The following is a 19,362-nucleotide window of genomic DNA, read 5'->3' on the forward strand; positions in this document are numbered from 1 at the left end:
CGCCGAAACGCATCAGAAGGTGACGCCGAGCGTGGTGTTGAGGCCGCTGAGGCGATGGCTCTCCCCGAAGGGGAAGAGGTAGCCCATCTGCAGCGTGATGATGCCGTCATAGGCGCGATAGTAATCGCCGCCGACCCACAGACGCGCGACGACCGAGGGTCCGACGCCAAAGGCGAATGGCTTCAGATCCCTGTTGTCGTAACTGGCCTGCGCCATCCCTGCCGGACCCAGGACGAAACGACTGTCGGCGTCCCAGTAGCTGTAGCCGAGCAGGCCCGTCGCATTCTGCAGGTAACGTTGTTCGCCGCTTCTGTACTGGCCGAATGTCGCGAAGCTCGTCAGCGGCTGCCAGCCTGTTTCGAGCGGGTAGGCGATATCCTGCGGTTGCACCGCACTCGCCGCGCCGGCGCTGGGCGCGCTCGAATAGGCGAAGCCGCCATAGCCATAGCCCCAGGACAGGGCGAACTGGTTGTAGGGCGCATAGATGCCCCCGACGAAATAATGCTGCCACTCGCCGCTGACGCTGAAATTGACGCCGTCAAAGGGGCGCACGCGCAGGCCGAGGCGCGAATAGCCTTCCGCGAAACGCGTCTGATCCTGCGAGTAGAAGCCGCCGATGAAGGCTTCGAGCCCGAAGAGATAGGGCAGGTAGCGGCCGTCAAACCGCATCGCGGTTTCGAAGCTCGGCGCATATTGATGCCCGCCCCAACGGTAAGGACGATCCACAAAGCTGCTGCCGAAGATGTTGGTGCGAATGCTCGCATCCGCCTCGACGATCTGGTTCCGGACGACGTCCCGATCGCGCGCCGGGCGCGCGCTGAGACCCGGGTCGCTCGACCAGCGGTCGATCGCCTCGCGGAAGAATTGCGACTCCTTCGAGCGGTCGACATAGACGCTCGCATAGCCTGCGTTCAGAAGCGTCTCTCCGCGACGCTCGATTGCGAGGCTGTTCTCGTAAGCCCAAAGAGCCTGCGGATAATCACGCTGGCGCGAGAGGAAGCCGCCGAAAGCGAGCCAACCGTCGGAATCGCCCGGATGCGACTGCGCGAAATTCGCCAGCTCGGCGCGCGCCGCGTCCATCTTGCCTTCGCCTTCGAAGACAGTCGCCTTGGAGATCGCGAGGCCGCGCTGAACCGAGACGCGCTGGGAGGCGGGCAGGCCGCCTTTAAGGAGAGCCGTCTGGAAGTCCGAGGCGGCGCCAGCCGGATCGCCTTCGCCGGCGCGAAGATAGCCGCGCTGTGCGTAGGCCTGTCCGCTCGCCTTGCCGCGCGCGATCAGCGCATCCGACGCTTTCAGCGCCTCGCCCTTGCGGCCAAGGCCCGCAAGCGCCTCGATCGTGATCCGGTACATCGCTTCGTCGGCGCGCGAGAAGGCCTGTGCGGCCCGGCTGTACCGCAAGGCGGCCGCCCAGTCATGCGCGGCCGAGGCCTTGAAGGCGCTTTCGGCGACAAGCGTGTAGCGCGCCTCTTCCAGCGCCTTGGAGACGTTCGCCCGTTGAGCGCCCGAAAGGCCCCCGAATTTCAAAGCCTGGCTGAAATCCGAGATGGCGCCGTTCATGTTCTTCGCCTCGCGGCGAAGGTAGCCCCTCTGGGCCAGCACCGATGCGCTATGGGGCGCCTTGGCGAGATATCTGTCGGCCTCCGACATCGCCGCCGCCTTGCGGCCCTGGCGCGTGAAGACATTCATGAGCACAAGCGTCGGCTCTTCGGCCTTGGGATCGAGGTCGCGCGCTTCTTTCGCCGCCTGCGCCGCCGCTTCGAGGCGACCCGCGCGAATCGCATCATAGGCCCGGTTGAGCGCCTGCTCGAGGGGCGTGGCGGTCGGGCCGCTCGGGGCGGCGTCGGCGCTGGCGCCCGGCTTGCCGGCGCGTTCCGCTTCCGCGAGCGCGAGCTTGGCTTGTCTCGCCTGAGCGGGCGCCAGACCGGGCTGCGCGAGGGCCGCCTGAAAATCCGCAGCCGCCCCCTTCGTGTCGCCGGCGGCGCGGCGGCTGTAGCCGCGCTGCGCGAGGAGAACGGCGCTCGGCGGATTATCCTTGAGGTAGGCGTCGGCTTCCTCCACCGCGGCGGCCGGCTTGCCTGAGCGATTGAGCGCCGTCATGAGGGCGAATAGCGGCCCTTCGGCCTTCGGGTCTTTGGCCCGCGCGTCGCGCGCGGCTTGTATGGCTCGAGCGTAGTCGCCCGAATCCATCGCCTTGTATACTTGCTCGAGCTCCTTCGACGCCGCGATGTCGCGGTCCGCGCCTCTGGCCTCCGCCAGCGCGTCTTTGAGCTTCAATGCCTGATCGGGCTCGATGTCGGGCGCAGCGAGCGCCGCCTCGAAATCGGCCTCTGCGCCCTTGAGGTCCTTCATGGCGCGACGCAGATAGCCGCGCTGGGCGAGAATGCGGCCCGTTGGCTTGTTTTGGGACAGATAAAGGTCCGCTTCGGATAACGCCGCCTCGCGCCGTCCCTCTCTGGCGTAGCCTTCCATCAGGACGTTCACCGGCGCATCGGCCCGAGGATTCATGCGCCGCGCAACCTGCGCCTGCTTGATGGCCTCGGCTGTACGCCCGGCCGCCAGATCCTTATACGCTTTGTCCATCGCGAGGTCGAAGAGCGCAGAATCCGCGGCTGCCGTCTGATCCTTGGTGAGCGCGCCGCTTTCGCGGGCTTGGCGGAGATCCGCCTCGGCGCCGGGCGAATCGGCAAGCTTTTTACGCAGATAGCCGCGCTGGGCGATCAGAACCGGGGACGGCTTGTGAGCCGCCGCATAGGCGTTGATGGCTTCGAGCGCCTCGGCCGGCCTGTTCGTTCTGCTCAGCACGTCCGCCAATACGCGCGTCGGCATTTCGTAGTCGGGGGCCAGTTTGCGCGCTTCGCGGGCGAATCTGAGGGCGCCCTCATAGTCCCCTTTCGCGAGTCGCGCGAAGGCGAAGGCAAGCTCCTCATAACCAGGCGTGCCGGGCTCCGGAGATTCCTTCACCCCCGCAGCCTCGATCGCCCAAGCCGAATCAAATGGCGGCAAGGCAACCGATCCCGACGCCAAAAGCGCCGCAAAGCACGTGCCCCTGATCTTAGATAACATTCTGACGCTCCACGGCGTTCCTAAAAAGATACACTTGCAGGCACCAGAGGACAGGCGCTCTGTCCCCTTTCGGGTCTGGAGCGTGACATGTGATTTGCTTTAGGTGATAATGCAATTGAGGCAAAAATACAATTTAGGGGAGAGCAACAGGATGAAACATTTGATTATGCTCATCATTTTGTTCTTCCTCGCATCTGTCGTCGCATTTGTTGGCGGCGCGCTGTTTGGGCCTTGGGGCGCTGCGATTATTCTCGTCATCGGCTTGTTTGTTGCATTGGTTCAAATATCCGTCTCGATCGGACGATAATCGAGACAGGTAAACTGTAAATGTATGATTTTAGGGGGGTTGAAGCGTGAAAAGCGTAGCCGTAGGCAGTTCTGACGTCATGGGCTCCAGTAAAATTCTCCAAGGAGATTCAAGGGCATGCTGTCTATGTATTGTTGGCACGCGCCCCGAGGCAATAAAAATGGGTCCTGTTATTGCCGCGCTCAAGTCGAGCGATTGGGCCGTTCCCTATGTCGTTACGACGGGGCAACATGCGGATATCGTTGAAGAACCGTTAAGATTGTTCGGCGTCGTTCCGGATCGGAAGTTGACGATCGAGCGCCAAAGCGGGTCCCTGAACGAGTTGATGAGCAAGGCGATCAAGGCGATCGACGCGCTGATCGACGAAGTTCGCCCCAGCTGCATCATCGCGCAGGGCGATACGACTTCCGTCGCGGCGGCTTCTCTCGCCGCCTTTCATCGGCGCCTGCTCTTCGTCCATGTGGAAGCGGGTCTTCGCACCGGGAAAATGGACGATCCCTTTCCGGAGGAATTCAATCGGCGGCTTGCCGGGCTGACCGCCTCCCTGCATTGCGCGCCCACCCGGTCGTCTTTCGAGAATCTCCTTCGCGAGGGCGTAAGCGACCTCGACGGTCTCGTCACGGGCAATACGGTGATCGACGCGCTGCTCATGGTCGCAGAGCGAGATCTGCCCCCGCCGGAAGGTTTTCCGAACGTCCGGCGGGTGATTCTTTCGACAGCGCACAGGCGTGAAAGCTTCGGCGAACCCCTCGAAAGCGCGCTCACAGGGCTGCGCGCGGCAGTGGAGGCGCATGACGATGTCGGTCTCTATTTCCTGGCGCACCCCAATCCCCGGGCGCATGAGCCCGCGCGCCGGATTCTGGGCGGCCACCCGCGGATCGTCGTGAGGGACGCCATCGGCTACGCCGACATCGTATCCGCGATGAAGAGGTGCTGGATCGTCGTGACCGATAGCGGGGGGCTTCAGGAGGAAGCGCCGGCGCTTGGAAAGCCCGTTCTTGTCCTCAGAGAGGTAACGGAGCGCCCGGAGGCGGTGGAGGCGGGGGCCGTGCGGGTGATCGGCACCGATACATCGGCGGTTGTCTCTTCGATCGCCGAACTTCATGGCGACGCCGGTCTCTACGCCAGCATGTCAACGCCCGTGTTTCCTTACGGAGACGGCCATGCGGCCGAGCGAATCGTTTCTGCGCTGGCGGAGAAGCTGGGCCAGCGGTCCGCGGAAGAGGTGGCGGCTTAGTCCGAGCCTTCTGGTCCCCGGGCTGGTTGAAGCGCAACAAACCTCAGTCAGCGCGCCTAAAGAGCGGCGCCGCTGTGACGGAGTACGAGTATGTTTGATGTAACCGACGCCATCGTCGCCTATGTGAACGCCATCGCGGGCATGTTCCTCGTCGTCGGCATAATCATCATCTTCTACAGTCTCGACGACGTGTTCGTGGACATCGCCTATTGGGTGACGAAGCTCTTCGGTATGGAAAAGACCAAACATCCCGATATCTCGGAGGAATCGCTTCTTGCGCGTCCTCAGCGCTACCTGGCGGTGATGGTGCCGGCGTGGCACGAAGAGGATGTCATCTACGACATGTTGAAGACGAACGTCGTGCATAGCCCCATGACGGTCTTCTTCGTCGGAACCTACCCGAATGATTACGGAACGCAGAAGGAAGTGCTGAAAGCGGCTGAGGAGCATCCGTCGAACATTCAGCTCGTGGTCGGGCCCAATCCCGGTCCGACGACAAAGGCGGACTGCCTCAATGCGCTCCTCAGGGGCATCGAGGAGTATGAGCAGGAAACGGGCGTTAAATTCGCCGGCTACGTTCTGCACGACAGCGAGGACGTCATCCATCCGCTGGAGTCGCCGCTTTTCAACGCGCTGATCAACGAACTCGATTTCATTCAGATCCCCGTCTACTCGTTCAGCCGCTCCTTGCTGCAAGCCGTTGCGGGCACCTACATGGACGAATTCGCCGAATTCCATAACAAGGATCTGGTCATCCGCGAGCAGCTCACCGGCATCGTACCCTGCGCAGGCGTGGCCGCCTGCTTCAGCCGGCGCGCGATGGACGCCATCAAGCAGGCCCGAGGCGGCGAGGTGTTCGACTCCACCGCATTGACCGAGGATTACGACATCGCATTCCTCATCAAGCAACTCGGTCTCAAGCCCGCTTTCGTGCACAATCCGGCATCCTACACGATGGACATTCCCGAGGGCACGAGCGAGCTGCAGCGTATCGAACATAAGCTGGCCATCGCGGTTAGAGAATATTTCCCCGACGATTATCGCGCGGCCTATAGACAGCGTTCGCGCTGGATCCTGGGAATCGGCTTTCAGGGAGCCTCGAAGCTGGGTTGGGGCGATACGGTGGCGGAGAAGATTTTTTTCGTGCGCGACCGCAAGGGCATCTTCTCGGGCATCATCGCGGTGATCGCCTATTTTCTTACCTTCAACGCCGTTCTCATCGCGGTGCTCGCGAAATACAGCGAAGACTGGCGGATCGCGGCCTATGCGCTTCTCGATCCCGCGCTCAAGATCGTCTTCTTCATAAACGTCGCGCTGCTCGTCAACCGGCTTATTCAGCGGATGATCTTCGCCACCAAAGTGTATGGACTCGCCCAGGGGCTGATGGCCGGGCCGCGCGTCATTTTCTCGAACTTCGTCAACTTCTCCGCGGCCTTGCGGGCGTTGTACATTTTCATTTGGCGACACAAGGTGCAGAAAGAGCCGCTTGGCTGGGACAAGACGGCCCATTCCATTCCGGTGCAGAACGAGGCGCAGCCTGTTTTGACGCAGTGAGGGCCGCGGCGCGTCAGACGCGCCGCCTCGTCATTTGACGGCGACGTTGAGCAGCGGCGTCGTCACGACGAGAGAGGGGAAGTAGACCATCGCGTCTTCGGTATAGAACCCGATCGAGCCGCCAGAATAGGGTCTTTCCTTATCGGTGAAGGTCGTCAGGAAGACATTGTCGACATAGACGGACATCGTCGTGCCGTTGGCCGCCGAGAAAGCGTGCGTGACCTTCACCACATAACGCCTGCCGACTGGATATTGGGGCGAGCTGCCGGTCGCGAGAAACCGCTGGGCGCCGGGATAGGCCGGGTCGCCTTTGCCGAGCTCCCATCCATTCGGCTTCGCGATGAAGTAATAAAAATGCGTGTTGTCGGCGTAATCCCAGAGCACCCATCCCACTTCCCAGGCGTTGGGCGTGGTTCCCTGCCTGAGCTGCTTTTGAGTCTTGAGCGCGGCTTCCAACGTGAAGTTGCCTTGCGTGTCGATTGGCTGCGCCAGAATTGGGCCTGAAATCAACCCCGCATGCGTTTCGGTGGACTTCACGGAGGCGACGGGTTGGACCATTGCTGCGTTGCCGTCCCACAATTTGATGACGCCGTTGCATCCATAGCCGTTGAAGACGGACAGCCAGCTTGGAGTCGCCATTTGTCCGTCGGGCACGCAGGCGGCGGGATTGTTCGCGACCACGTTGCTGAAACTCTCCGAAAGGACGATCTTGTCCGATGTGACCGTAGCAACCGCGCGCGATGAGACGGACGTAGAGCCGTTCGTGCAGGTCACGGTGTAGGTTGTCGTCTGTGACGGATAGATCACGAAGGAGCCGGACAGCGCGTTGACGACGAAATTGGGATCGTTCGGACTGCTGGAGCCCTTGCACGACGTCGCGTTGCCGGACGTATAGGCGATCGTCGTGGGTTGCCCCGGATTGACCATCGTCGGTTTCGTCGTCAGTCCCACGACGGGCGTCAGGACCGAAACCTGGGCGCTGGCGGACGCGGTTCCCTTCTTCCCTTTGCAGCTGACCGCATAGGTCGTCGTCGCCTTTGGCGACAGGACGACGGAGCCGGAGGTTCCGCTGATCGAAAAGGCCGGGTCGCTCGGGCTGCTCGACCCCGTGCATGAGGTCGTGTTGACCGAGGCGTATGAGACTTTCGTCTGACTGCCGGGCGCGATCGTCGTTGGAGAGGCGCTCATCGTGACAGCCGGCGCGGTTTGCGCCAGCGCCCCGGAACCCGCGAAGGAGCCCACGACAGTAAAGACCAGGCCGAGGCGTGCGGAGACAGTCTGGATCATGATGAACGTTCGCTCTTAAAGAGAGTTAAGCGCTAGTTTATTCGTGTATACGTAGCAATAAGCTTCCTGCATTGCTGCGATGCTTGAATAACGTGTCGCTAAAACAAATGAATACTCGTATGAATCGAAGATTAAGCTAAAGCCACATTTCAAATTTTATCGATCCAGAGGGCCTTTGGGCCCTCCCGGAGAGACGCCGGTCGAGGCCGGCTCGAATTTTTGGCTTTTCGATCAGGAGTATGGGCTGGTCGAGCGAGGCGTTCGGAGACGGAGCTTTTTACCGGTCGTTAGGGACGAACGCAGGGGCGGGCGCGGCGCCTTGCGCCCGGGAGGGGAGATCGGCTGTCGGATCTTCGCGAATGGGGGCTAGGGATCGATCAGGCTGAAAGTCGCCGGAGAATGACCGATTTCAGTTGGACGCGGCCCAGTTTTGAATTATTCTAATCAGGCGTCGCCGGAGCCTTGCTGGGTTCTGGACGCCGTCAAATTTCTCCTTGGAGGCAATAATGGCTACGCTCAAGGGCAGCAAGACCGAAGAGAACCTGAAGGCCGCTTTCGCCGGCGAATCGCAGGCGAATCGCCGCTATCTCTATTTCGCTCAGAAGGCCGACGTTGAAGGCTATAACGACGTCGCCGCCGTGTTCCGCTCCACCGCGGAAGGCGAGACCGGCCATGCCCACGGCCATCTCGAGTTCCTCGAGGGCGTCGGCGATCCGGCCACCGGCCTGCCGATCGGCAAGACCTCGGACAATCTGAAGGCCGCCGTCGCCGGCGAGACCCACGAATACACCGACATGTATCCCGGCATGGCGCGCTCGGCCCGCGAAGAGGGCTTCGACGAGATCGCCGACTGGTTCGAGACGCTCGCCAAGGCTGAGCGTTCGCATGCCGGCCGCTTCCAGAAGGCTCTCGACGAGCTGAAGTAAGAAGCGGGATGATGGGAGCGGCGTCCTGGCATGGCGCGCCGTTTCCCGTCTCCGCGACTGGCCCGGGGTTCGCCCCGCAAACAGCTTCGCCGCCGTCGGGGGATTGGCGGCGATCTTATTCAACGATATTCGTCGCCCAGCGCGGCTTCCCGGCATGTGTCGGGTTGAGTGCAAGACGGCCTCGCGGGCGCTCGTGGAACCTGAATCATGAGAGAAGGCAGTCTCGAGGCGCCCACCCGGCATCCGCTGGATTGGGAAAATCCCGACTTCTACGACGAGGCGAAGCTCGACGCCGAGATGCGCCGCGTCTTCGACATCTGTCACGGCTGCCGTCGCTGTTTCAATCTGTGCGACTCCTTCCCGCGTCTCTTCGACATCGTGGACGAGTCGAAGACGGGCGAGCTTGATTCCGTCGACAGCAAGGATTTCAAGCCAGTCGTGGACGCCTGCACGCTGTGCGACATGTGCTTCCTGACCAAGTGCCCATATGTCCCGCCGCACGAGTTCAATCTCGACTTTCCGCATCTGATCCTGCGCTACCGCGCGGTCGAGGCGAAGAAGAACGGCGTCGGCGCCGTCGATCACGCGCTGACGGAGACGGACCGCAACGGCAAATGGGCGACGCTGATCTCCGGCGCGGTCAATTGGGCGACGCGGCGCGGCAGCCCACTTCGCGGCCTCGAAGAGAAATTCGCGGGCATCGACAAGAACGCCGAGCTGCCGGAATACGCCAGTCAGTCGCTGGAAGCGAAGGCCAGGGCGAACCCGCCAGCCCGCAACGACGCCGGCCCGGCCAAGGCCCGCAAGGTCGTGCTCTACGCCACCTGCTATGGCGACTATAATGACACCTCGATCGGCATGGCGGCGCTGGGCGTACTCGCGAAGAACGGCGTCGAGACGAAGGTCCTGAATCCTCACTGCTGCGGCATGCCGAAGCTGGAGCAGGGGCTTATCAACGAAGTCGCCGACGCCGCCCGCAAAGTCGCCGCCGCCTTCGCGCCCTATATCGAGCAGGGCTATGACATCGTGGCGCCGGTGCCGTCCTGCGCGCTCATGCTGAAGTTCGAATGGCCGCTCATCCTGCCGGACGACGAGAGCGTGAAGAAGCTTGCGGCGGCGACCTTCGATCTCTCCGAATACATTGTCGACATCGCCAAGAAAGAGGGCCTGGCCGACGGCATGAAGCCCGTCGAGGGCGGCGTCGCCTTCCATATGGCTTGCCATTCGCGGGCGCAGAATTTCGGCCAGAAGGGCGCGGAGCTCTTGAAGCTCATCCCCGAAGCCGACGTCGCGGTGGTTGAGCGCTGCTCGGGCCATGGCGGCGCCTGGGGCTACAAGAAGGGCAATTTCGAAACCGCGATGAAGGTCGGCAAGCCGGCCATGCGCCAGCTCAACACCGCCGGCAAGAAGCATGTCGTGTCGGAATGCCCGCTCGCGGGCATACATCTGGAGCAGGGGATCGAGCAGCTGGGCGGCGATGCGCCCAAGCCCGAGCGGGTCGGCCATCCGATCGTGCTCATGGCGCGGGCTTACGGTGTCGCGAGCGAGTAATCCGGGCGGCAGAGGTTTTTCCTCATCCTGAGGAGGCCGCTTGCGGCCGTCTCGAAGGACGAGGAAAAACTGATCGCCAATCTGGCCTCGCCCCCGTGCTTCGAGACGCGGCCTTCCGCCGCTCCTCGGCATGAGGGCTCAGGTTAAGGAGCACCAAGAAGATGACGAACCGTCTCGAAATCACCCGAGCTGACATCCTCCCTTGGGCGGAATACGCCAAGGGTCGCGCCGAACATCGCAAGCGCATCAGCGCGATCAAGCGCAACCGCCGCGTCGAAGTGGGTCCCTTCGTGACCTTCTATTTCGAGAGCTTCGACACGATGTGGCTGCAGGTGCAGGAAATGCTGCATATCGAGCGCGGCGGCGACGTGCAGGTGCCGGAGGAGCTCGCGGCCTACAACCCGCTGATCCCCAAGGGGAGCGAACTCGTCGCGACCTTCATGATCGAAATCGACGATCCGCTGCGCCGCGCCCGCGTGCTCGCGGGGCTCGGGGGCATTGAAGAGACGGCCTTCATCGAGGTCGGCGGCGAGCGCGTCGTCGGCAAAGCCGAGGCCGACCAGGACCGCACCACCGCCGACGGCAAGGCGAGCAGCGTGCAGTTCGTGCATTTCCCCTTTACCGCGGCGCAGATTGCGGCCTTCAGGCAGCCCGATGCGCGTGTGATCCTCGGTTTTTCGCATCCGAACTACAGCCATATGGCCGTGATGGCCGAGGCGACTCGCGAGGCGCTGGCGGGTGATTTCGCGTGACGATAGCAGTCGCGTGTCCAATGCGGCGCGTGGATCAAGCTGATCCGTGCAGGGCTGCCGTTAACGATCTTGATGGTAGTCCGTAAATACAAATTCGCAACTGCATCGTCCAGGATCAACCATAAGCGGCTCAAATTGTATATTCAGTTTGCGCTTTCGATATAATGCCCTCGCTCTTACTGGCGGGGGGCGAGATGTTTGGATGGATTGCTGATCGGCTGTCGGCGAAGTTGACCAGTGAAAATCTGGTCGGGATGGCGTTGTTGCTCGCGACAGCGCTGGGCTCGGCGCTGTTTGTATACTGGCGCAGCCGGGAGACGAAGTCGCTGCGCGACTTCATCGCCTTTGCGGCGCCGGTCGATGTCTTGACCCATCCCTCGGCGCGTGCGGACTTTGCGTTCTGGCTCACGCGCCGCGCAATCATGCCGTTGATGATAGCGGGCTCGACGTTCGTTTTCGGCGTGGCTTATGCGACCCGAGAAGTTGTGGGCCGCATATTTCATGTCGACCCGTCGGCGGCAGGGGCAGGCGGGCCGTTCGTCATGCTCCTGTTCACGGCGTCGATGCTGATCGCCTACGATTTCTCCTACTATCTCTATCATAACGCGCAACATCGCATTCCCATACTATGGGAGCTGCACAAGGTGCATCATTCCGCCGAGGTGATGGTCGGCGTCACCAAGGACCGGGTGCATCCGTTGGACGAGTTCATGAATCGCGTCTGGGACGGCGTCATTCCGGGCATTTGCTACGGTCTCTGGTCGCTGTTCGTGCTCGACCCGGTCGAAGTCATGGTGCTCGGCGTCAATGTGTACGTGATGCGGGATATTCTGATGATGGATTTTGTCCGTCACACGCATCTGCCCATTTCTTACGGGCGCATGAACGCGGTGATCCTGCCCCCGTATTGGCATCAACTGCATCACAGCGTCGCCGAAAAGCACGCCGACAAGAATTTCGGTTTGATGTTCTCCTTCTGGGATCGTCTGTTCGGCACGCTTTGCATCCCCGATCCCGGCGAAACCTTTGTGTTCGGCTGCGAGGGCGCGCGCGATAATCAGTCGTTATGGGGGCTTTATGTCGCGCCTCTGGAACGGATGTGGGCGGTTGCGAGACGGCGCCTCAATGGATGGGCGAGCCCCATCATGTCTGACGGTAGTGACCGATGAGTTCTGCTTGCGTCACGTCAGCGAATTGCAGGATCGAGATCGTGCGGACGCACGAACGGCTCATGGAGATTGGCCCGCAGTGGCGTGATCTTTGTGAGGAGGCCGGCGCGTCGCTTTTTCAAAGCCATGCCTGGATCAGCGCATGGGCCGGCGCCACGACCGATCGTGACGCCCGCGATCTTTGGATCGTCGTCGCCTGGCGCGGCGAAAGGATCGACGCTGTCGCGCCTTTTGCGATCGGGCACAGATACGGACTGCGCGTTCTCCAATGGGCGGCGCAGGGCTATTCCGATTATTGCGACGCCGTGCTTCGGCCCGGCGCCGCGCAATCCTTGCTCGCGCAGATGTGGCGCGCGCTGGAAGGGTCTTGCGCATTCGATTTCGCGCTGTTGACCGACATCCGCCCCGGCGCCTGCATTCATGACATGAGCGAGCGGGAGGGCGGCGTTCTCCGGGCCTATCATCGCGAAGTGACATGCAGCCGGGTCGTCAGCGACGCGCCGTCGGGCGCCGCGTGGTTCGACGATCATCCAAAGAAGTTCCGGCAGAACTATCGGCGCGGCCTCGCCGCTCTGGAAGGGAACGCCAGTCTGACGTTTCGCCTGCTCGCGCCCGACGAGGAACCATTGGGCCCGGCGCTTGCGCGCCTTTGCGAACTCAAGCGCCTGCGACTGGGCGAAGCCGCGGCGCATTCGCCGCTCTTCTCGGAGAAGGGCTACCCGATGCTCGAGGCGCTCATCGGCGCGATGGCGCGGGAAGGCGCGTTACGCATATTCGTAATCGAACGCGAAAAGCAGATCATCGCGATTTCGGTCAACTTCGAATATGGCGGCGAGTTGCTCGCCTATCTGACGGCCTTCGATCAGGCCTTCGCGCGCGGGTCTCCCGGCATGGCGCTCATGATCGACTACATAAAATGGGCGCTCGACAACGGGGTGAAATCAATTGATTTCCTGCGAGGCGATGAGCCGTTCAAGCGCCGTTTCGCCACTCATTCGATCACGCTCGGCTCCCTTTGTTACGGCCGCACGGCGCCGGGGCGCCTTCTGCTCGCGGGCGCCGCGATGTACAACCGCCTCCGTTCCCGCGTGAGGGGTGGTAGCGCCGCGCCAGCGCCTCACGAAGGATTGCAGTCACGCCCGGAAGCTCACTCATCGCGTGGAGAGTAGCTCGCCTGCAAAGGACCATGCGCGGCGGCCCGCTCTTCCCGGCGCAGCGACGTTCATCGAGAGAAGTGGGCCGTTGAGCGCCTAAGGATTGCTCCGGGGTACGCATCGCCAGCCCGCGCAGACCTGCCGCGTCTTGTGGGGCTCCACCAAGCAGGGCCGCCGCGACAAGCAGACGGCGACATGCGCGGGGCCGCAGTTCGGAACGAAGGCGTGTCTGAGACACGCGCGCCCGCTTCCAAGATGCCAGGCCGCGGCGGGCTGGGCGGGCGCGAAAAGGGCGAAAAAAAGGGCGGCGGCCGCCAGGGCGCTCTTGGTCATCTCCATCTCCTGCCACGATAGATAGCGCGGCGGCCCTTCCTCAGAAGCGGGAGGGCGCCGCCGGCGGGATTGCGAAGGCGCGCGCTTGCCATTAAGCCGGGCGCGACCATTCCGCTGGAAACGAGCCTGACTTGACCGCCCCCGCCAACGACCCCGTCTCCCGCCGCCGCACCTTCGCGATCATCTCGCACCCTGACGCCGGCAAAACGACGCTCACCGAAAAGCTCCTGCTCTTCGGCGGCGCCATCCAACTCGCCGGCGCGGTGAAGGCCAAGCGCAACGCCCAGCAGACGCGCTCCGACTGGATGAGCATCGAGCGCGAGCGCGGCATTTCGGTCGTCACCTCGGTGATGACCTTCGAATACGCTGATTGTGTCTTCAACCTGCTCGACACGCCGGGCCACGAGGACTTCTCGGAAGATACCTATCGCACGCTCTCCGCCGTCGACGCGGCGGTGATGGTGATCGACGCCGCGAAGGGCATCGAGGCGCGCACGCGCAAGCTCTTCGAAGTCTGCCGCCTGCGCGACATTCCGATCGTCACCTTCGTCAACAAGCTCGACCGCGAGGGCCGCGACCCCTTCGAGCTGCTCGACGAAATCGAGAAGACGCTCGCCCTCGACACGACGCCGATCACCTGGCCGATCGGCGGCGGCAAGAATTTCGCCGGCACCTATCGCTTCGCCACGCACAGCGTGCGCCAGATCGACAAGGACGGCGACGAGCTGAAGACGGAAGGCATTTTCGATCCGCTCTTCGACAAGCTTCTGCCCGGCGGCGCCGATCATTGGCGCGAGGAGGCGATGCTGGCGGAGGAGGGCTCGAAGCCTTTCGATCTCGCCGCCTTCCGCGAGGGCCATCTCACGCCCGTCTTCTTCGGTTCGGCGCTGCGCAATTTCGGCGTGCGCGACCTCATCGACGCGATGGCCGAATATGCGCCGAGCCCGCGCGCACAGGAGGCCGACAAGCGGATGGTTGAAGCAGGCGAGCCGAAAATGACCGGCTTCGTCTTCAAGATCCAGGCGAATATGGACCCCAACCATCGCGACCGCATCGCCTTCATGCGCGTCTGCTCGGGCAAGCTCACGCGCGGCATGAAGGCGAAGCTGATCCGCACGGGCAAGAACATCCCGATCAACGCGCCGCAATTCTTCTTCGCGCGCGACCGTTCGATTGCAGACGAGGCTTTCGCCGGCGATGTGGTGGGCCTGCCGAACCATGGGCAACTGCGCATCGGCGACACGCTCACCGAGGGCGAGGACATCCGCTTTCGCGGCGTGCCGAGCTTTGCGCCGGAAATCCTGCGCCGCATTCTCATCAGCGACGCGATGAAGGCGAAGAAACTCCGCGAGGCGCTGCAGCAGCTCGCGGAGGAGGGCGTCGTGCAGGTCTTCACGCCGCATGACGGCTCCGGCTCCATCGTCGGCGTCGTCGGCGCGCTGCAGCTCGACGTGCTCGCGACGCGGTTAGAGGCCGAGTACGGCTTGCAGACGCGCTACGAAACCTCGCGCTTCACCGTCTGCCGCTGGATCACGTCCGACGAGCCCTTGAAGCTGAAAAACTTCGTCGACTCCAACGGCTCCAGCATCGCGGACGATCTCGACGGCGCGCCGGTCTTCATGAGCACGTCGGCGTTTCAGTTGAACTACGACGCCGAGCGCAATCCGGCGATCAAGTTCTCCGATGTGAAGGATTACCAGAAAAGCGCGGCCTGATTGGCCGCTCGCCCCCGTCTGGCGGCGATTATTTCACCCGCCAGGTGAGATCCGCGCCTTCCAGCGAGATCGTGTAGCTGTAGACGTCGCAATCGACGGGGACCGCGAGCACGAATTTCTCGCCGGCGATATAGGTTCTGCGAAAGTCCTTGAAGGCGGCGAAATCCGGGAGGCCCGAGCTCCTGCCAGATTCGTTGACCCGGTGCATGTAGCTCGCCGGCGATTCGCACGCGCCATCGTTTAGCCGGGCGGTTTTCACGGTCACTTTCGTGTTGACCTGGCACTCTATGCCGCGGAAGGAATCGAGCATTCTTTCGACCCGGCCGAAACCGCAGGTGATGGCGCCTTCTTCCCCCGCGGCTGATCCTGCTGAAAGGCATAGTGCGAAGATTGCAGGCGTTGCGCGTTGGGAGAACATGCTCGAAGAACTCCTTGGCGTGAACATCGCGGTAACTTGAACCCTTTCACTAACCGAGGCGCGCGAGAGCGAAAAGCGGCGCCTTGGCCGTCGGCCTCGCGCGGAGCAAGCCATGCTGCAGATCGCAATGTTGATCTATCCCCAGATGTTCGACGTCGATCTCGTCGGGCCGCTGACCTTCATGCGGCGTCTCGGCGACGCGAACGTCGTTCTTGTCTGGAAGGACCGCGACCCGGTCGTCAGCGATCTCGGCGTCTCCTATGTCGCGGATCATGATTTCGATTCCTGCCCAACGGATTTGGACATTCTTTTCGTCCCCGGCGGCCTCAAGGGCACGATCCCCGCGATGCAGGACCGCGCCGTGCTCGACTTCCTCGCGGACCGCGGCTCGCGCGCGCGATATGTCACGAGTGTCTGCACGGGCTCGCTGCTGCTCGGCGCGGCGGGGCTGCTGAAGGGCTTAGAGGAAATTCCATGAGCCAGTCCGGTTTCTTCACCTCCTCCCTTGCGCAGTCCGATCCGGAACTCGCCAAGGCGATCGAACTCGAACTCGGCCGCCAGCAGCACGAGATCGAGCTGATCGCGTCGGAAAACATCGTTTCGCAGGCGGTGATGGAGGCTCAGGGTTCGGTTCTGACCAACAAGTACGCCGAAGGCTATCCGGGCAAGCGCTATTACGGCGGCTGCCAGTACGTCGACATCGCCGAAAATCTGGCGATCGACCGCGCCAAGAAGCTCTTCGGCTGCGGCTTCGCCAACGTCCAGCCGAACTCCGGCTCGCAGGCCAACCAGTCGGTCTTCCTCGCGCTGCGAAGCCGGGCGACACGTTCATGGGCCTCGACCTCGCGGCCGGCGGCCATCTTGACGCACGGCGCCGGTGAACCAGTCCGGCAAGTGGTTCAATGCCGTCCACTATATGGTGAAGCCGGATACGATCAGCGCATCGACATGGATCAGGTCGCCGCGCTCGCCCGCGAGCATAAGCCGAAGCATCATCATCGCCGGCGGCTCGGGCTATTCGCGCATCTGGGACTTCGCGGGCGTTCCGCAAGATCGCCGACGAGAGTCGGCGCCAACTTCATGGTCGACATGGCCCACTTCGCCGGCCTCGTCGCGGCGGGCCTGCATCCGTCGCCCGTTCCCGCACGCCCATGTCGTCACGACGACGACGCACAAGACCCTGCGCGGCCCGCGCGGCGGCATGGTGCTGACCAATGACGAAGACATCGCCAAGAAGATCAACTCGGCGATCTTCCCGGCCTGCAGGGCGGCCCGCTGATGCACGTCATCGCCGCGAAGGCCGTCGCCTTCGGCGAGGCGCTGCGCCGGAGTTCAAGGCCTATCAGCAGCGCGTCAAGGACAACGCCCAGACGCTGGCGCAGACGCTCGTCGACGCCGGTCTCGCGATCGTCTCCGGCGGCACCGAGAACCACCTGATGCTGGTGGATCTGCGTCCCAAGAAGATCACCGGCAAGGCGGCGGAAGCCGCGCTCGGCCGCGCCACATCACCTGCAACAAGAACGGCATCCCCTTCGACCCGGAGAAGCCCTTCGTGACCTCCGGCATCCGTCTCGGCACGCCGGCGGCGACCTCGCGCGGCTTCGGCACGGCGGAGTTCACCGAGGTCGGCCAGCTGATCGTCGAGGTGCTGGACGGCCTGTCCTCGAAGGGCGAAGAGGGCAATGCGGCGACGGAAGCGGGCGTGAAGGAAAAGGTTCACGCGCTGACCGCGAAGTTCCCGATCTAGCTTATGTGCGTTTCGCCTCCGTCTATCGCGACTTCCGTGAAGCGCGCGACTTCAACGCCCTCATCGACGAATTGGAAAGCGGCGGCGAATTCCCCGAAGACGCCGACGACTGAATGAGCCTCCACGAAACGATCCCCCTCGCCGCGACCGACGACGCCTATATGGCTGCGGCGCTGGCGCTCGGTCGGCGCAATATGGGCCGTACCGCTCCCAATCCCGCCGTCGGCGCGCTCGTCGTGAAGGAGGGCGTGATCGTCGCGCGCGGCTACACCGCCGAGGGCGGCCGCCCGCACGCCGAGGCCATCGCGCTTGCGGCGGCCGGAGAGAAGGCGCGGGGCGCGACGCTCTATGTCACGCTCGAGCCCTGTTCCCATCACGGCGCGACGCCTCCCTGCGTCGACGCCATCATCGCCGCCGGCGTGGCGCGGGTCGTCACGGCCATGGAAGACCCTGACCCGCGCGTCGCAGGCAGGGGCCACGATATTCTCCGCGAGGCGGGGATAGAGGTCGTCGTCGGCTCCGAAGCGGCCGCCGCGCGCTGCGACCATCTCGGCCATATTCTGCGCGTCACCAAGCACCGGCCGATGGTGACGCTGAAACTCGCCCAGACGGCGGACGGCTATGCAGCGGGGGACGTCCACGATCCCCGACTGCGCATCACCGGCCCCATCGCCGACGCCTACACCCATGTGCAGCGGTCGCTGCACGACGCGATCATGGTCGGCTCCGGCACGGCGCGCGAAGACGATCCGCTGATGACCGTCCGCTTGCCGGGAATCGACAGCGCGAAGCGCCTGCGCGTCGTGCTCGACCGCAATCTGACCCTCTCGCCGCGCTCGCGCCTCGCTTTCACGGCGAGGGAGATTCCGCTGCTCGTCCTCGCAGCGGAGCAGGTGAGCGAGGAAAATGCGCGCGCTTTCGCCGAACTGACGGGCGCCGGGGTCGCGCGCATTCCGACGATCGACGGCCGCCTCGACCTGCTCGCCGCGCTGCGCGTGCTGGCGGATCGCGGGATAACGCGCGTCTTCAGCGAAGGCGGGCCGCGCGTGGCGGAAAGCCTGCTCGCCGCCGGCCTCGCCGACGAGGTGATCATTCACAAGGGCGTGAAGCCGCTCGGCCGTCCCGGCCGTCCGGCCCTCACCCCCGTCGCGCGCGCCGCTCTGGACAATGTTTCGCGCTATCGCATGATCGAAAGCCGCATGCTCGGCGCAGATCAAATGACGCGCTACGCAAGGATGGATTGACTGAGGGGCGAGTGCGCTCTCTCTCCCCGTGGAACGGGGAGAGGGCTGGGGTGAGGGGCAAGGCGACCGTAACCGACAAAGGTTTGTCTGGCGACGCGGCGACCGCGCGTCACTGTGGCCCCGCCCCTCACCCTAACCCTCTCCCCGCAGGCGGGGAGAGGGAATGCGACGCGGGGAGGGAAGTATGTTCACCGGCATCGTCACCGATATTGGAGAAGTGCTATCAGTCGAGCCGCGCGGCGACCTGAAACGCCTGCGCATCGCCTGCGCCTACGACGCCGACACCATCGCGCTCGGCGCCTCCATCGCCCATGCAGGCGTCTGCCTAACCGTCGTCGGCGCCGCTCGCGAAGGCGGTCGGACGGTCTTCGACGTCGACGCCGCAGCCGAGACGCTGGCGAAGACAACCGTGGGAGCATGGGCTCCGGGAACGCCCGTCAATCTCGAACGCGCGCTGAAAATCGGCGACGAACTCGGCGGCCATATCGTCACCGGCCATGTCGACGGCGTGGCGCGCATCCTGTCGCGCGACGATTTCGACGGCATGGCGCGCTTCTGGATAGAGGCGCCGCACGAACTTTCGCGCTTCATCGCGCAAAAGGGCTCGGTGGCGCTGGACGGCGCGTCGCTGACGGTGAACGAGGTCGAGGGCGACCGCTTCTCGATCCTGCTCATTCCGCATACGCTCGCCGTGACCACCTTTGGCGCGCGCGGGGCAGGGGATGCGCTGAATATCGAGGTCGATATGATGGCGCGTTACGCGGCGCGGTTGAGCGGAAACTAAGCGCCGGGCAGGCTGACAAGCGGCGTTCGCTGTGACATAAGTCGCGGCTCGAAATCAAAGATATCCGCAGCAGCGTTGCCCCCACCCCAACCCTCCCCCGTATCCCGGGAGAGGGAGCCAG

The 19,362-nt window shown here is 63.4% G+C and carries 15 protein-coding genes and 3 pseudogenes; 15 read left to right on the top strand and 3 right to left on the bottom strand.

Annotation, left to right across the window (positions count from 1 at the left end; translation table 11 throughout):
- Nucleotides 1-12: 12 nt before the first annotated feature.
- On the bottom strand, nucleotides 13-3,003 hold the full coding sequence (locus ACPFMJ_RS01075) for a bacteriophage N4 adsorption protein A (RefSeq protein ID WP_424362060.1): 2,991 nt from the start codon (nucleotides 3,001-3,003) through the stop codon (nucleotides 13-15).
- Between the two features lie 211 nt (nucleotides 3,004-3,214).
- Between ACPFMJ_RS01075 and ACPFMJ_RS01080 the strand changes: the two genes are divergently transcribed.
- The 3 genes from ACPFMJ_RS01080 to ACPFMJ_RS01090 all read left to right on the top strand — a co-directional run bounded on the left by ACPFMJ_RS01080 (nucleotide 3,215) and on the right by ACPFMJ_RS01090 (nucleotide 6,161).
- Entirely contained in the window at nucleotides 3,215-3,370 is a 156-nt protein-coding gene (locus ACPFMJ_RS01080; RefSeq protein ID WP_424362061.1) for a hypothetical protein, read from the top strand.
- 160 nt (nucleotides 3,371-3,530) lie between these two features.
- On the top strand, nucleotides 3,531-4,607 hold the full coding sequence (gene wecB, locus ACPFMJ_RS01085; RefSeq protein WP_424362062.1) for a non-hydrolyzing UDP-N-acetylglucosamine 2-epimerase: 1,077 nt from the start codon (nucleotides 3,531-3,533) through the stop codon (nucleotides 4,605-4,607).
- A gap of 90 nt (nucleotides 4,608-4,697) precedes the next feature.
- Nucleotides 4,698-6,161 (top strand): glycosyl transferase family protein, encoded by a 1,464-nt coding sequence (locus ACPFMJ_RS01090; protein WP_424362063.1) that lies wholly within the window; start codon nucleotides 4,698-4,700, stop codon nucleotides 6,159-6,161.
- Between the two features lie 30 nt (nucleotides 6,162-6,191).
- Here the strand turns inward: ACPFMJ_RS01090 and ACPFMJ_RS01095 are convergent, their stop codons facing one another.
- The gene (locus tag ACPFMJ_RS01095; protein WP_424362064.1) at nucleotides 6,192-7,448 is read right to left on the bottom strand and encodes a hypothetical protein; all 1,257 of its coding nucleotides are present in this window, start codon (nucleotides 7,446-7,448) and stop codon (nucleotides 6,192-6,194) included.
- 506 nt (nucleotides 7,449-7,954) lie between these two features.
- On the opposite strand from ACPFMJ_RS01095, the gene ACPFMJ_RS01100 reads away from it, so the two are divergent.
- The 6 genes from ACPFMJ_RS01100 to ACPFMJ_RS01125 all read left to right on the top strand — a co-directional run bounded on the left by ACPFMJ_RS01100 (nucleotide 7,955) and on the right by ACPFMJ_RS01125 (nucleotide 15,048).
- On the top strand, nucleotides 7,955-8,374 hold the full coding sequence (locus ACPFMJ_RS01100; protein WP_424362065.1) for a rubrerythrin family protein: 420 nt from the start codon (nucleotides 7,955-7,957) through the stop codon (nucleotides 8,372-8,374).
- A gap of 207 nt (nucleotides 8,375-8,581) precedes the next feature.
- On the top strand, nucleotides 8,582-9,925 hold the full coding sequence (locus ACPFMJ_RS01105) for a heterodisulfide reductase-related iron-sulfur binding cluster (RefSeq protein ID WP_424362066.1): 1,344 nt from the start codon (nucleotides 8,582-8,584) through the stop codon (nucleotides 9,923-9,925).
- Between the two features lie 161 nt (nucleotides 9,926-10,086).
- Nucleotides 10,087-10,677 (top strand): DUF3501 family protein, encoded by a 591-nt coding sequence (locus ACPFMJ_RS01110; RefSeq protein ID WP_424362067.1) that lies wholly within the window; start codon nucleotides 10,087-10,089, stop codon nucleotides 10,675-10,677.
- Between the two features lie 194 nt (nucleotides 10,678-10,871).
- Entirely contained in the window at nucleotides 10,872-11,846 is a 975-nt protein-coding gene (locus ACPFMJ_RS01115; RefSeq protein ID WP_424363763.1) for a sterol desaturase family protein, read from the top strand.
- 41 nt (nucleotides 11,847-11,887) lie between these two features.
- The gene (locus ACPFMJ_RS01120) at nucleotides 11,888-13,015 is read left to right on the top strand and encodes a GNAT family N-acetyltransferase (protein ID WP_424362068.1); all 1,128 of its coding nucleotides are present in this window, start codon (nucleotides 11,888-11,890) and stop codon (nucleotides 13,013-13,015) included.
- A 449-nt stretch (nucleotides 13,016-13,464) separates the two neighbouring features.
- Entirely contained in the window at nucleotides 13,465-15,048 is a 1,584-nt protein-coding gene (locus ACPFMJ_RS01125) for a peptide chain release factor 3 (protein ID WP_424362069.1), read from the top strand.
- Nucleotides 15,049-15,076: 28 nt separating this feature from the next.
- On the opposite strand, the gene ACPFMJ_RS01130 is transcribed toward ACPFMJ_RS01125, so the two are convergent.
- Nucleotides 15,077-15,358 (bottom strand): hypothetical protein, encoded by a 282-nt coding sequence (locus ACPFMJ_RS01130; RefSeq protein ID WP_424362070.1) that lies wholly within the window; start codon nucleotides 15,356-15,358, stop codon nucleotides 15,077-15,079.
- 220 nt (nucleotides 15,359-15,578) lie between these two features.
- Between ACPFMJ_RS01130 and ACPFMJ_RS01135 the strand changes: the two genes are divergently transcribed.
- The 6 genes and pseudogenes from ACPFMJ_RS01135 (at nucleotide 15,579) to ACPFMJ_RS01160 (ending at nucleotide 19,241) form a co-directional block, all read left to right on the top strand.
- Nucleotides 15,579-15,944, top strand: coding sequence for a DJ-1/PfpI family protein (locus ACPFMJ_RS01135; protein ID WP_424362071.1), 366 nt, complete (start codon nucleotides 15,579-15,581; stop codon nucleotides 15,942-15,944).
- A pseudogene (locus ACPFMJ_RS01140) lies at nucleotides 15,941-16,745 on the top strand (hypothetical protein). Before ACPFMJ_RS01135 ends, ACPFMJ_RS01140 begins: the two are co-directional and overlap by 4 nt.
- A pseudogene (locus ACPFMJ_RS01145) lies at nucleotides 16,681-17,213 on the top strand (hypothetical protein). The pseudogenes ACPFMJ_RS01140 and ACPFMJ_RS01145 overlap by 65 nt, the downstream one beginning before the upstream one ends.
- Nucleotides 17,195-17,326 (top strand): annotated as a pseudogene (locus ACPFMJ_RS01150) (transcriptional regulator NrdR); the annotation flags it as partial. The pseudogenes ACPFMJ_RS01145 and ACPFMJ_RS01150, both read left to right, overlap by 19 nt.
- A complete protein-coding gene (gene ribD / locus ACPFMJ_RS01155) occupies nucleotides 17,327-18,457 on the top strand; it encodes a bifunctional diaminohydroxyphosphoribosylaminopyrimidine deaminase/5-amino-6-(5-phosphoribosylamino)uracil reductase RibD (protein ID WP_424362072.1) in 1,131 nt (376 codons plus the stop codon). It begins immediately after the preceding pseudogene.
- Nucleotides 18,458-18,641: 184 nt separating this feature from the next.
- Nucleotides 18,642-19,241 (top strand): riboflavin synthase, encoded by a 600-nt coding sequence (locus ACPFMJ_RS01160; RefSeq protein WP_424362073.1) that lies wholly within the window; start codon nucleotides 18,642-18,644, stop codon nucleotides 19,239-19,241.
- Nucleotides 19,242-19,362: the final 121 nt, after the last annotated feature.

The sequence above is a fragment of the Methylocystis parvus genome (assembly GCF_049675845.1).
Classification (GTDB): Bacteria; Pseudomonadota; Alphaproteobacteria; order Rhizobiales; family Beijerinckiaceae; genus Methylocystis; species Methylocystis parvus_A.